Origin of the sequence: Dactylosporangium maewongense, from assembly GCF_039531485.1 — a bacterium.
GTDB classification, from domain to species: Bacteria; Actinomycetota; Actinomycetes; order Mycobacteriales; family Micromonosporaceae; genus Dactylosporangium; species Dactylosporangium maewongense.
Genome location: NZ_BAAAQD010000002.1, coordinates 313,242 through 325,117, shown reverse-complemented (window position 1 = coordinate 325,117; position 11,876 = coordinate 313,242). Strand labels below are relative to the sequence as shown.

Genomic DNA, 11,876 nt, shown 5'->3' with positions numbered 1-11,876 from the left:
AAGGCAATCAAAGGGGAGAAAGTGACGCACGTGGATGAGCGCGCCGAGAAGGCCGGTGAGACCGGCCAGGGCAGCACCCCCGAGCGGCAGTTGTGGACCGCCGGTAACGGCAGGGGCCGCAGGCGCACCGTGACGTACGCCGACGCGGGCGTGTCGATCCACGCCGGCGAGAAGGCCGTCGAGCTGCTCCGCACCAAGGTGCACCGCACGCACCGGCCCGAGGTCATGGGTGACATCGGCGGGTTCGCGGGCCTGTTCCGGCTCGACCTCAAGAAGTACAAGAGCCCGATCCTCGCCTCGTCCACCGACGGCGTCGGCACGAAGCTCGCCATCGCCCAGGCCATGGGCATCCACGACACGGTCGGCATCGACCTCGTCGCGATGGTCGTCGACGACCTGGTGGCCTGCGGCGCCGAGCCGCTGTTCCTGCTCGACTACATCGCCTGCGGCGAGGTCGTGCCGGACCGGGTCGCCGAGATCGGCGCCGGTATCGCCGACGGCTGCCGCTACGCGGGCTGCGCCCTGCTCGGTGGCGAGACGGCCGAGCACCCCGGCGTGATGCGCCCGGACGAGTACGACATCTCCGGCACCGGCGTCGGCGTCGTCGAGGAGGACAAGATCCTCGGCCGCGACCGGGTCGAGGTCGGTGACGTCGTCATCGCCCTGCGCTCCTCGGGCCTGCACTCCAACGGCTACTCCCTGGTCCGGCACGTGCTGCTCGGCGCGGGCCGCATGCGCCTGGACAGCGTCATCGACGAGTTCGGCTCGCAGCGCACCCTCGGTGAGGAGCTGCTCACGCCGACCCGGATCTACGCGAAGGACTGCCTCGACCTCATCACCGAGAGCGAGGTCCACGCGTATGCCCACGTCACCGGCGGCGGCATCCCGGGCAACCTGGTCCGCGTCCTGCCGGAGAACGTGGACGCCGTCGTCGACCGTGCGACCTGGCGGCCGCAGCCCATCTTCGACCTCGTGCGCACCAAGGGGCGCATCGAGGACATGGAGATGGAGAGCACGTTCAACATGGGCATCGGCATGCTGACCGTCGTCTCCGCCGAGGACGCGGACCGCACCCTGGCGTTCCTCGCCGGTCGCGGCCTGGACGCCTGGCAGGTCGGCGAGGTCATCGAGGGCACCGGCCAGGTGCAGATGGTCGGCTCGCACACGCGAGGCTGACCGTCCCCCTGGGGATGCCGGAAGCTGTCGGAATAGGCGGGATTGGGGAAGTCTCGCCTATTCCGATCTCCAGGTCTTACCGCGGAGGGGGAAGAGACCTAGGCTGAAGCGACACGTCCCTACACCCAAAAGGAGGACGGGGCGGTGTCGTGGAGCGGCATGCGCGGCATCTCGCCGGTGCCAGGCTACGTCGTGATGCAGCCCACGACGTTGTGCAACCTTGACTGCACGTACTGCTACCTGCCGTTCCGGTCCCGCAACGACCGGATGAGCCCCGCCGTCGCGGGCGCGGTCGCCGCGTCGGTCAACGGGTGGGCCGCCGGCAACGACCGCTTCTCCGTGGTGTGGCACGGCGGCGAGCCGCTGACCGCCGGGCGGGTCGCGCTCGCCGAGCTGATGGCCCCGTTCGAGGGCGTCGAGCACCACGTACAGACGAACGCGACGCTCATCGACGACGACTGGTGCGAGTTCTTCACCGAGCACCAGATGCACGTCAGCGTCAGCGTCGACGGGCCACCCGAGCTCAACGACCAGCGGGTCGACCGGGCGGGCTCCCCCTCGTACAGCCGGATCCAGCGCGGCATCGAGACGCTGCGGCGGCACGGGATCCCCTTCTCGGCGCTCTGCGTCGTCAGCGCGCCCGGGCCGGGCCTCGCCACCCGGCTCTACGACTACTTCCTCGGCCTCGGCTGCGACGTCCTCGGGATCAACATCGAGGAGCAGGAGGGCGTCAACGCCCGCGCGAACGACCACGGCACCGCCGCGGTCCGCGGCTTCTGGGCCGAGCTCGTCGCGGCGTGGCGGCGCGACCCGCGCATCCACGTGCGGGAGATCGAGTGGACGCTGCGCTACGCGGGCGCGGTCCTGGCCGGCGGCGCCGACGGCGTGCTGCCCGCCGCGCTCGACCCGATCCCGACGATCGCCGCCGACGGGCGCGTCTTCCTGCTCTCACCCGAGCTGGCGGGCTTCACGGACGCGCGCTACGGCGACTTCTCCTCCGGCAGCGTCCTGCAGACCCCGCTGGCCGAGATCCTGGCCGGTGCGGCCGGCTCGGCCGGGTGGGTGCCGGAGTACCTGCGCGGCGTCGAGGCGTGCCGCTCGACGTGCGCGTACTTCGGCTTCTGCGGCGGTGCCCACGCGGCGAACCGCTACTTCGAGCACGGCAGGTTCGACAGCACCGAGACGAATCACTGCCGCAACAGCAAGATTTGCCTTCTGGAGGGAGTGCTGGACCATGCCGGAGCACGCTGACCCGGTCACCGAGCGCGTCCACGGAGCCGCTGACGGCCTCCGTGCGCTGCTCGACGAGGCCGCCGTGGCAAGGGCCGCCCGCTCGGAGGCGAGTGGTCAGGACGGCGCGAGCGCCGTCTGCGCCTGGAACCACTTCGAGAACATCCCGACCTTCTACAACTGGAACAACCGTCCCCGTTGAGGGCTGGTCCAGCAGCGTCAGGCTATGACCAGACACCCACGCGGTGTGCCGTCGAGAGAACGGCCACCGCGCGGGTGTCTCGGACATGACGCGGGCACGTGGGGTCGCCACGTGCCCGTCAGCCGGGTAGACCGATGATCAACGACTCCGTGAGCGCCAATCGCTGTCGCTGGAGGAGTCGTCGTAGTTACCGTCGTCCTCGTCGTCGGCCTCATCGTCGACTTGATCGCCGGATCCGGCGTAGTCGTCGTAAGACTTCGGGCTGCCCGCGAGCTCGCGCTGCAACGCGTCGAGGTCGGTGTTTGGGGAGTGATACTTCAACTCCCTGGCCACCCTAGTCTGCTTGGCCTTCGCACGGCCGCGCCCCATGGCTCGACCCCCTCGCACAGAATTACGGGGCAGCCATTACCGGCAGGCCCCGACAACGTCAGGCATCTCTCGTGGCTCTTACGGTACATGTCGAGGGCACCTTTCGGCATCTCGCCCCTGCCGACCAATTCGGTGGCGTTGCTTACCCGACCGGACCGGTTGGGTAAGCACCACCGTCGTACCGTGGTCGTCACGTCCTACAAGAGGATCGTACGGAGCCTTCCGACATCGGCCATCCGCCGTTCGGCGAGTCGGTCCGCGGCGGCCGCCGGCGGAACCCCCTCAGCCTCCGCGAGCTGCAGGATCTCCCGGGTGGTGTGGAAGATCCGGGCGGCCCGCTGCTGCGCCCGGGCGAAGTTGAAGCCTTCGATCTCGTCGGCCACCTGGATGACCCCGCCGGAGTTGACGACATAGTCGGGGGCGTAGAGCACGTCGCGCTCGGCGAGCAGTTTCTCCACCCCCGGGTGAGCCAGCTGGTTGTTCGCCGCGCCGGCGACGATCTTCGCGCGCAGCACGGCCACGGTCTCGTCGCTGAGCGCCCCACCGAGCGCGCACGGCGCATACACGTCCAGGTCGGCCGCGACGAGGTCTTCGCTGCTGTCGACCACGTCCACCTGCGGATAGGTGGTGCGGACCCACTCCAGGGCGCGCTCGTTGACGTCGGTCGCGACGATCGACGCGCCGTCCTCGATGAGGTGCTCGGTCAGGTGCTTGCCGACCTTGCCGAGCCCGGCGATGCCGACCCGCCGGCCGGCGAGCGTCGGGCTGCCCCAGCGGTGCTCCGCGGCAGCCCGCATGCCCTGGAAGACCCCATAGGCGGTAAGGACCGACGAATCACCCGCGCCGCCGTGCGACTCGGAGCGTCCCGTGACGAACCTGGTCTCCTTCGCCACGACGTCCATGTCCTGCACATAGGTGCCCACATCGCACGCCGTGTAGTAACGACCGCCGAGCGACTGCACGAACCTGCCGTAGGCCCGCAGCAGCGCCTCACTCTTGTCCTTGTCCGGGTCACCCCAGATGACGGCCTTGCCGCCGCCGAGGTCAAGGCCGGCGAGCGCGTTCTTGTACGCCATGCCGCGGGAGAGGTCGAGCACGTCGTGCAGCGCGTCGTCCTCCGACGCATACGGGTAGAAGCGGGTCCCGCCCAACGCCGGTCCGAGCGCCGTCGAGTAGATGGCGATGATCGCGCGCAGGCCGGACGGCCGGTCGTGACAGTAGACGACCTGCTCGTGGCTGGTGGTGAAGACACCCATGGATGCTCCTGTGTCGGTGGGGGGCCCGATCCTCGTGAGACGGCGCCTGTACACCGACCCTAATACCGGTGGCCGACAGTTTCGTGCGACGATCGGCCCGTGCCGTCGCTCTTCGCGTCATATCTGCGGGTGTACGAGCCGCTGGCCGCTTTCGATCGCGACCACCAGCTGTACTGGCGTCGCTACGTCAAAGAGGGCCGGGCGGTCGCGCTGTCCGACGGCCCCGGGCGGCAGCGGACAGCGGTCATCGAGGCGCTCGGCGCCGGCTGGACGCGCCTGCCCGACCTGCCCGACGAGGCCTACGTCCTGGAGGCCGACGACACCCTGCTCGTCTGCCCGTGGAACCTGCGCATCCGGGTCGCCGAGGCGGCGCTCACCGCCCGCGACGGCGTGCCGAGCGTGATCGCCGACGCCTTCGTCCCGCCGGTGCTCGCCGGCCTGGCGCAGACCGTCGTCGACGACTGGCGCAGCGGCGACCACGTCCTGGAGCGCGGCATGCCCCGGGTGCACGAGCAGGTCGCCACGTGGGGGGTGCCCCTGCGCTGGTTCGTCTTCGTCGACCTGGAGGAGCGCGAGCTGTCGCTGCGCCCCGGGCGGCGGGTGCTGCGCTACCGCACCGAGATCTCCAAGGCCCGCCGGCGGGCGCACCGTGCCTATGCGGTGCTGCGCCGGGCCATCGGCGACGCGCCGATCACGGTCGCGGTCGAGGAGACGGCGCGCTGGCTGGAGGAGTTCCACTCCCGCTCGATCGTCGAGCTGGACTACGGCGGCCTGGTCGGCCTGCTGTCCGACGAGACCCTCATCGAGGACGACTCGCCGGGACTGGTGTCGGCGGGCCTGTCCAGCGTGGCCCGCGGCGACGCCGACGAGGCGACCGAGGTATACGAGAAGCTGGTCGAGCGCTGGCGCGCCGTGCAGCTCCTGGAGCGCTGCAACTAACCCCGGTCCGGCCTTTTCCGGCCATCACACCCCGCACGCATGGCGTCGCGGGGTGTTTTGCCGTGGATTTCGATCACCGTAAATGTACGAATCCCAACAGCCACGAACGGGTGTCACCCTTCGCAACCGAATCGCTCCGAAGTGGTGTCCGTTATGGGTTATTGGGAGGACTTTGTGGGCTACCGCTCACCCGGTCGGGTGAGCTAGATTCGTATCGGCTCACCCACAGAGCGTCACATCCGGTCCCGCTTTATCCCATTTCGTGTCACCAAATTGGGAAAATTCACTTATTCATCATCCGTCCATACAGGGACCTTCAGCCGTTCGGCCCATGTCGGACATCGGGGACTAGCCGGACCATAGGAAACGCGTCGGCCGGCGGGACCCCGTCCGACGTTCCTGGGTACCTGTGGAGGAGTGACCGATGCCATCTCGCACGCATGAGCCTGAGCCGTTGCTAACACCGGCTGAGGTCGCGTCGATGTTCCGCGTCGACCCGAAGACCGTCACCCGATGGGCGAAGGCGGGCAAGCTGAGCGCCATCCGCACCCTCGGAGGCCACCGCCGCTATCGCGAATCCGAGGTGCGCGCGCTGCTCCAGGGACAGATCCCGCAGCAGCGCCAGGGCGACTGAGGCGCAACCCTACCTCGCGCATTCCTCCGGTGCCAAACGACACGCTTGTTCCCGCGACGCGCTCGGATCGTCACCCCCCGGTGATCCGGGCGCGTTGCTTTGTGCGGACACAGCCGTTCAGCCCAGCGTGATCCGCACCCCGACCGTGCCGTCCTCGCCGCGCCGCCGGACGCTCATCCAGACGAAGAGGCGGCCACGCAGGCCGTACTTGCGCTTGATGAGCTCGCGGGCGGTGCGGCCGCCGTCCGCGCCGAGGATCGTCGCGTGCCCCGGCACCGCCTCGCCGGTCGGCACTCCCCGGACCGTGCACGGCGCCACCGTCACCGCGCCGTCCCGGCGGATCCGCTTCACCTTGCCGGAGTCGGCGACGGTCCAGATCACCAACGCGTCACCGTCGGGCGCCACCCACACCGGCGTCGACACCGCGGTGCCGTCCCGCCGGAACGTCGTCACCGCGATGTACGCTTCGTCGCCCAGCTGCTTCGCCGCACTCGTCATAGGCCACACCGTACGTAGGTGCAAGCGCTCGTGGGGACATCACACGCGCGGGTGATGAAAGGCTAGTCTGATGGTCCCAACCAGAACTCTTCGGAGATCGTGATGAAGCTGTCGATCCTGATGCCGGTCTACAACGAGGAGGTCCGCGTCGCCGACGCCGTCAAACAGGCGCTCGACGTGGACTACCCGACGGAGACCGAGCTTGTCATCGTCGACGACGGCAGCCGGGACCGCACCGCCGAGATCCTCAACGGGCTGCACGACGAGCGCATCCGCGTCGTCATCCACCCGAGGAACAAGGGCAAGGGCGCGGCCATCCGCACCGCGGTCGAGCACGCCACGGGCGACTACATGGTCATCCTCGACGCTGACCTCGAATACGACCCACAGGACATCCCGAAGCTGCTCGAGCCGGTCCTCGACGGCCGCGCGACCGTGGTCTACGGCAACCGCACCTTCGGCAGCCACAGCTCCTTCTCGTTCTGGTACGTCATGGGCAACAAGGCCGTCACCACGGCCGCCAACATGCTGTACAACTGCTACCTCGGCGACCTCGAGACCTGCTTCAAGCTCATGCCCGTCGAGCTGTACCGGTCGCTGCAGATCAAGTCCGCCGGCTTCGGCATGGAGGCCGAGGTGACCGGCAAGCTGCTGCGCAACCGGCACCGCCCCTACGAGGTGCCGATCAGCTACCGCGCCCGCACCCGCGAAGAGGGCAAGAAGATCACCTGGAAGGACGGCGTCGAGGCGCTGTGGATCCTCTCCCGTGAGCGCGTCCGCAAGCCGTCGCACAAGCGCTGAGCCGTATGGCTGAGCTGCTCACGATCGGCGAGCTCTCGGCGCGCAGCGGGGTCGCGCCGTCCGCGCTGCGGTTCTACGAGAAGCTCGGCCTGATCCACTCCACCCGCACCGGCGGCAACCAGCGCCGTTACGAGCGCACCGAGCTGCGCCGGGTCTCGTTCATCAGGATCTCCGCGCAGGTCGGCATCCCCCTGGAGACGATCAAGGAGGCGCTGGCGTCCCTGCCGGCGAACCGCACCCCGACCCGCGCCGACTGGGCCCGGCTGTCCCGAAACTGGCGCGGCCACCTCGACGAGCAGATCGCGCTCCTGGAGCGGCTCCGCGACACCCTGACCGGCTGCATCGGGTGCGGCTGCCTCTCCCTGCGCAGCTGCACCCTCGCCAACACGGCCGACCGCCTCGCCTCCCGCGGCCCGGGCCCGGTGATCCTGACCGACCCTCCTACGGCCGCGCCTCCTACGGCCGAGTCAGAATGATCTTGCCGAAGTGCTCGCTGGAGGCCATCAGCCGGTGCGCTTCCGCGGCGTCCGGCAGCGGGATCCGGCTGTGCACGACCGGCCCGACGATGCCCTCGTCCATCAGGGGCCAGACCTCTTCCCGTACACCTCGGATGATCGCCGCCTTCTGCGCCTTCGACCTGGACCGCAGGGCCGTCGCGGACACGCTGCCCCGCTTCGCCAGCAGCGCACCGAGGTCGAGCTCCGCCTTGCGGCCACCCTGCATGCCGATCACCACCAGGCGGCCGCCCTCCTTGAGCGCCTTCACGTTGCCCTTGAGGTAGGCGCCGCCGATGATGTCGAGGATGACGTCGGCCTTCACCGTCTCGCTGAAGTCCTCCGCCGTGTAGTCGATCACCCGCTCCGCGCCGAGCTTCTTCAACGCCTCGTGCTTGGGCGCCCGGGCCGTCGTCACCACGTGCGCCCCGAGCGCCGCGCCCAGCTGCACCGCGAACGTGCCGATCCCGCTGCCACCGCCGTGCACCAGCAGCGTCTCGCCCGGCTGGAGCCCCGCGACCTCGACCACGTTGGAGAAGACCGTCGCCGCCACCTCGGGCAGCGCCGCGGCGTCCTCGAGGCTCACGTTCCGCGGCACCGGCAGCACCTGCCCCGCCGACGCCACCGCCAGCTCCGCGTAGCCGCCACCCTCGATGAGGGCGCAGACCTCCTGCCCGGCCTGCCACTGCGGCGACCGGCTCTCGACGACCCGCCCCGACACCTCCATGCCCGGATACGGCGGCGCCCCCTCAGGCGGCGGATAGAGCCCCTGCCGCTGCAACAGGTCGGCGCGGTTGACCCCCGCCGCACGCACCTCGATCAGCACCTCACCGTCGGCCGGCACCGGATCGGGCACCTCGCTCCAGCGCAGTACCTCAGGACCACCAGCCTGCTCGATCGTGATCGCGCGCATGCCACCCATTTTGCGCCACGCGATGATCGCGCATCCACGCCGTCCACATCGGCCCCGGCTCCGCCGGCGTCGTCCGCGTCGGCCCTGTCGTGGGTCCTGCCGTGGGTCCCCCCGTCGGGTCCGTCGTCGGCTGCGCGGTCGGTCCGCCCGTCGGCCCGGTGGTCGGCTGGGTCGTCGGCTCCGTCGTGGGCTCTGCCGTCGTCTGCGGCGTCTGTACAGCGGGAGCCCCGGCCCTCTCGACGCGCTTCACCGGCTTCTTCGCCGTCTGCACCGGCCGCTGCGGCTGCACGGCGCCCGGCACCGCCCGAACCGGCGGCGTGCCGAGCTCCAGGACCGGCTGGGGCGCGGCGGGCACCCCGTACATGTTGACGTCCACCACCGGCTCGGGCATCGCCATCCCCTGCTCGGCCCGCTGCGGCTGCGGCGCCGGCCCGCCCCGCTGCGGCGACTCCCACCCCGCCGCGCCGATCACCACCCCGAGCGCCGCCACCCCGACCCCACCCGCGACCAGCGCCACCAACGGATGCCTGACGATCCGCCGGTGCCTGGTGACGTACGCTGCCCGTGGATCGTTGAAGAAGAGATGCATCCCTACCGGCCCCCGCCCGTGGTGTGTCTGTCACTTCCCCTGAGTCTGCGCAGCTCCCACTAATGAGATGCGACATTTGGGACGGAGTGTCACGATGTCATCTGGTCGCGGTCGCCCAGTCCGCCACCGCCCCCAGGACATCCGGCCTCCCTCACACGGGTGACCACCACCGCCCCGGGGCGATCTGGCAGACTGTTCGACGTTCCGCTGGAGGGCTCGCCTAGTGGCCGATGGCGCCGGTCTTGAAAACCGGTGAGGCGTTCCGCGTCTCCGTGGGTTCGAATCCCACGCCCTCCGCGCTGTAATCACCCCCACCGCTCCGCGGCGGGGCCCCGGCGGGGATTCTCACCCGCACCCCAATGCTCGCTGCGCTCGCACTGCCAGCGCTTGCGCGCGGCAGCCTCACACGCATGCGCGCCGCATCCCGGTGCTGTCCGCCGTCTGCAGACACTCGTGTTGCCGGACCCAGGGTCCTGGCAGATGTCAGTGAACCACCACTTGTGTGCAATGCACTCCCGCGATGTTGCGGTTTACAGACATCGTGCACATGTCACACATCGCCAAGATGTCACACATCTTGCACTACACTGCTATGCGTGGATCTCGGAGCCTTCGAACCCCAGGCGCCAGGACGGCTTGTCCGGATCACTGGCACGGACCCCAGCCATGGGCCGTGGGAACATGCGGCGTTCGTGCCCGACCCCCTTCCTCGGACCTCTCCGGACCTCTCCGCTCGCACCTACAGAGCTGTGGCAGACGCACGTGCCGCCTTGGCCGCACTGGACAGCACGGCTCGCCGGCTGCCGAACCCACGCATCTTCCGTCGTCCCGCGCTTCAAGCAGAAGCGCAAAGCACATCTGCCTTGGAGGGCACGTACGCACCGCTGATCGAGGTGCTCACCGCAGACGAGGAGCGACCACCCAATCTCGACCTGCGGGAGGTATTGAATTACGTCCGGATGGGTGACACGGCTTTCGGCCTGATTGAATCCGGGCAGCAGCTGACCGTGTCCATGTTGGAGCAATTGCAAGGCATTTTGATGCGCGGCACCCGGAGCGAGGGTGGCAACTCGGGAGCGCTTCGCGATCACCAGGTGGTCGTCGGCCAGCGAGAAGGCGCACACCCGACGGCACCCCGCATCCATTCCGCGCGCTTTGTTCCTTCTCCGCCCGGCCTGGACCTCCGAGCCAGCCTGCAGGATCTGCTGGACTGGATGGTCGACGCAGAGATCGCGCACGAGATAGATCCGGTCGTCGCCGCAGCACTCGCGCACTATCAATTTGAAACGCTACATCCGTTTCACGACGGCAACGGCCGAATCGGACGGTTCATCATCGTGGTTCACCTGCTGGGCCAGCAGGTCCTGCTGGAACCGACGTTGACGGTTTCACCCTGGTTCGAAGCTCGCCGCTCAGAGTACTACGACCAGCTCCTGGCAGTCAGCACGCGCGGGGACTGGGACTCATACATCCGATTCTTTGCAACCGGTCTCGGCTCATCAGCCGACACAACCCACGAACGTATGCTTGCCTTGGTTGAAGTACAGAAGTCGTTCAAGGAGCGAATCCGAAGGTCAACCCTTCGCGCAGACACGGCCCACACACTTGCGGACTACGCAATTGCGAACACTACATTTACGGTCCGGGCAGTGGAAAGCTATCTCAGCATCTCCTATGGACGCGCCAACTCACTCGTCAATCAACTGGTTCAACTAGGGATCCTGGCGCCGCTGGACTCCGTGGGCGCTTTGAACCGCCGATTTTATGCGCCCGAGGTGCTGGACGTCGTGATCGGCTAATAGCGAGGCGCACGCCTCATTCCGCCACGTCAGTGATCGACCTCCAGCGCACACCGCGCCACAGCGACCACCGGGATGCGGCGCGCATGCGGGTGAGGCTGCCGCGCGCAAGCGCTGGCAGTGCGAGCGCAGCGAGCATTGGGGTGCGGGTGAGAATCCCCGCCGGGCCCCGCCGCGGAGCGGTGGGGGGAATTGCGGTGGGGGGAATTACAGCATTACTGCGCGGGGGTAAAAGACTGGCCGGTGAGGAGCGGGACGGTGTCGGAGGTGCCGGACTGGATGGCGAGGGTTACGTCGTCGGTGAAGCCGCGGGAGATGAGCTCCTGGCCGCTGACGCAGCGGCGGACCGCGGCTGGGACGTCGCGGACCGCGGCGAGGGCGGCGAGGGTGACCGCGGCCTCCACTGACAGGGGTACGCCGTGCAGGGACAGGCCGTCCAGGACGGCGGCTGCGCCCAGGAGGTCCTCGACGCAGGGGCGGAGGGTGCCGTCGGGCCAGAGCTCGCCGGCGGCGACGACGCCGATGGGGGTGGACGGGGTGCCGTGGCCCTGGGAGTGCAGCCAGCGGGCCACGGCGGGCGCGTTGCGCAGGCAGGCGGCGATGACGGGGACGCCGGTGGAGGCGGCCGCGGAGCAGATGGAGGCGCCGTTGGGGGACGGCAGGACCAGCTCGGCCACGAAGGGGGCGGCCTGCAGGGCGGCCGGCGACAGGGACCATGGGGAGGCCGCGGAGACCTGCTTACGGCCGACGGCGACGGCGGCGCCGATGCGGTCGGCGTAGGCGCGGGCCTGGTCGCTCCAGGGGAACGGGTGGACCCGGATACCGCGGCCGACGGCGATGTCGACCGCGGTGGAGAACGACAGGACGTCGACGACGACCAGGACCGAGCAGACGCGCGCCAGCTCAGCGGCGCCGGCCGGGCCCCAGTCGAACCGGGCGCCCGAGCCGGGCTGGCTGAAGACGCCCTCGGTCATCG

13 protein-coding genes, 1 tRNA gene and 1 pseudogene are annotated in these 11,876 nt (G+C 69.3%); 10 read left to right on the top strand and 5 right to left on the bottom strand.

The window, feature by feature from the left end; genetic code table 11:
* Window positions 1–21 precede the first annotated feature (21 nt).
* From purM to amcA, 3 genes and pseudogenes are all read left to right on the top strand, one after another.
* Window positions 22–1,176, top strand: coding sequence for a phosphoribosylformylglycinamidine cyclo-ligase (gene purM / locus ABD332_RS08365; protein ID WP_344501209.1), 1,155 nt, complete (start codon window positions 22–24; stop codon window positions 1,174–1,176).
* A gap of 159 nt (window positions 1,177–1,335) precedes the next feature.
* A pseudogene (amcB, locus tag ABD332_RS08360) lies at window positions 1,336–2,437 on the top strand (cyclophane-forming radical SAM peptide maturase AmcB); the annotation flags it as partial.
* A 36-nt stretch (window positions 2,438–2,473) separates the two neighbouring features.
* A complete protein-coding gene (gene amcA, locus ABD332_RS08355; protein WP_425552161.1) occupies window positions 2,474–2,608 on the top strand; it encodes a multiple cyclophane-containing RiPP AmcA in 135 nt (44 codons plus the stop codon).
* Between the two features lie 138 nt (window positions 2,609–2,746).
* Here amcA and ABD332_RS08350 read toward each other — a convergent pair whose 3' ends face one another.
* Both ABD332_RS08350 and ABD332_RS08345 read right to left on the bottom strand, forming a co-directional pair.
* A complete protein-coding gene (locus ABD332_RS08350) occupies window positions 2,747–2,977 on the bottom strand; it encodes a DUF3073 domain-containing protein (protein ID WP_033365009.1) in 231 nt (76 codons plus the stop codon).
* Between the two features lie 197 nt (window positions 2,978–3,174).
* Entirely contained in the window at window positions 3,175–4,233 is a 1,059-nt protein-coding gene (locus tag ABD332_RS08345) for a Glu/Leu/Phe/Val dehydrogenase dimerization domain-containing protein (RefSeq protein ID WP_344501207.1), read from the bottom strand.
* A gap of 99 nt (window positions 4,234–4,332) precedes the next feature.
* Here ABD332_RS08345 and ABD332_RS08340 point away from each other — a divergent pair, with 99 nt between their 5' ends.
* The gene (locus tag ABD332_RS08340; RefSeq protein WP_344501206.1) at window positions 4,333–5,172 is read left to right on the top strand and encodes a DUF8083 family protein; all 840 of its coding nucleotides are present in this window, start codon (window positions 4,333–4,335) and stop codon (window positions 5,170–5,172) included.
* Window positions 5,173–5,596: 424 nt separating this feature from the next.
* On the top strand, window positions 5,597–5,806 hold the full coding sequence (locus ABD332_RS08335) for a BldC family transcriptional regulator (protein ID WP_033365012.1): 210 nt from the start codon (window positions 5,597–5,599) through the stop codon (window positions 5,804–5,806).
* A gap of 117 nt (window positions 5,807–5,923) precedes the next feature.
* Here ABD332_RS08335 and ABD332_RS08330 read toward each other — a convergent pair whose 3' ends face one another.
* Window positions 5,924–6,304, bottom strand: a complete 381-nt coding sequence (locus ABD332_RS08330) for a PPOX class F420-dependent oxidoreductase (RefSeq protein WP_344501205.1) — start codon at window positions 6,302–6,304, stop codon at window positions 5,924–5,926.
* A 102-nt stretch (window positions 6,305–6,406) separates the two neighbouring features.
* Here ABD332_RS08330 and ABD332_RS08325 point away from each other — a divergent pair, with 102 nt between their 5' ends.
* Window positions 6,407–7,105: a glycosyltransferase family 2 protein gene (locus ABD332_RS08325; RefSeq protein ID WP_344501204.1), complete on the top strand. Its 699-nt coding sequence runs from the start codon at window positions 6,407–6,409 to the stop codon at window positions 7,103–7,105.
* Between the two features lie 5 nt (window positions 7,106–7,110).
* A complete protein-coding gene (gene soxR, locus ABD332_RS08320) occupies window positions 7,111–7,581 on the top strand; it encodes a redox-sensitive transcriptional activator SoxR (protein WP_344501203.1) in 471 nt (156 codons plus the stop codon).
* Here soxR and ABD332_RS08315 read toward each other — a convergent pair.
* Window positions 7,562–8,512, bottom strand: a complete 951-nt coding sequence (locus tag ABD332_RS08315) for an NAD(P)H-quinone oxidoreductase (RefSeq protein WP_344501202.1) — start codon at window positions 8,510–8,512, stop codon at window positions 7,562–7,564. The two genes, soxR and ABD332_RS08315, sit on opposite strands and share 20 nt — an antisense overlap.
* A gap of 101 nt (window positions 8,513–8,613) precedes the next feature.
* On the opposite strand from ABD332_RS08315, the gene ABD332_RS08310 reads away from it, so the two are divergent.
* The 3 genes from ABD332_RS08310 to ABD332_RS08300 all read left to right on the top strand — a co-directional run bounded on the left by ABD332_RS08310 (window position 8,614) and on the right by ABD332_RS08300 (window position 10,900).
* The gene (locus ABD332_RS08310; protein ID WP_344501201.1) at window positions 8,614–9,144 is read left to right on the top strand and encodes a hypothetical protein; all 531 of its coding nucleotides are present in this window, start codon (window positions 8,614–8,616) and stop codon (window positions 9,142–9,144) included.
* A gap of 166 nt (window positions 9,145–9,310) precedes the next feature.
* Window positions 9,311–9,398: transfer RNA gene (locus tag ABD332_RS08305), tRNA-Ser, on the top strand.
* A gap of 62 nt (window positions 9,399–9,460) precedes the next feature.
* Window positions 9,461–10,900 carry a Fic family protein gene (locus tag ABD332_RS08300; protein ID WP_344501200.1) on the top strand — a complete coding sequence of 480 codons (1,440 nt, stop codon included), beginning with the start codon at window positions 9,461–9,463 and terminating at the stop codon, window positions 10,898–10,900.
* Window positions 10,901–11,115: 215 nt separating this feature from the next.
* Here ABD332_RS08300 and ABD332_RS08295 read toward each other — a convergent pair whose 3' ends face one another.
* Window positions 11,116–11,874, bottom strand: a complete 759-nt coding sequence (locus ABD332_RS08295) for a 2-phosphosulfolactate phosphatase (protein WP_344501199.1) — start codon at window positions 11,872–11,874, stop codon at window positions 11,116–11,118.
* Between the last annotated feature and the right edge of the window lie 2 nt (window positions 11,875–11,876).

Bases quoted from the DNA above. Each gene is read 5' to 3' on its own strand.
- ABD332_RS08350 (WP_033365009.1), bottom strand. From the start codon at position 2,977: ATGGGGCGCGGCCGTGCGAAGGCCAAGCAGACTAGGGTGGCCAGGGAG.
- ABD332_RS08345 (WP_344501207.1), bottom strand. From the start codon at position 4,233: ATGGGTGTCTTCACCACCAGCCACGAGCAGGTCGTCTACTGTCACGAC.
- ABD332_RS08335 (WP_033365012.1), top strand. From the start codon at position 5,597: ATGCCATCTCGCACGCATGAGCCTGAGCCGTTGCTAACACCGGCTGAG.
- ABD332_RS08330 (WP_344501205.1), bottom strand. From the start codon at position 6,304: ATGACGAGTGCGGCGAAGCAGCTGGGCGACGAAGCGTACATCGCGGTG.
- ABD332_RS08325 (WP_344501204.1), top strand. From the start codon at position 6,407: ATGAAGCTGTCGATCCTGATGCCGGTCTACAACGAGGAGGTCCGCGTC.
- soxR (WP_344501203.1), top strand. From the start codon at position 7,111: ATGGCTGAGCTGCTCACGATCGGCGAGCTCTCGGCGCGCAGCGGGGTC.
- ABD332_RS08315 (WP_344501202.1), bottom strand. From the start codon at position 8,512: ATGCGCGCGATCACGATCGAGCAGGCTGGTGGTCCTGAGGTACTGCGC.
- ABD332_RS08300 (WP_344501200.1), top strand. From the start codon at position 9,461: ATGCTCGCTGCGCTCGCACTGCCAGCGCTTGCGCGCGGCAGCCTCACA.
- ABD332_RS08295 (WP_344501199.1), bottom strand. From the start codon at position 11,874: ATGACCGAGGGCGTCTTCAGCCAGCCCGGCTCGGGCGCCCGGTTCGAC.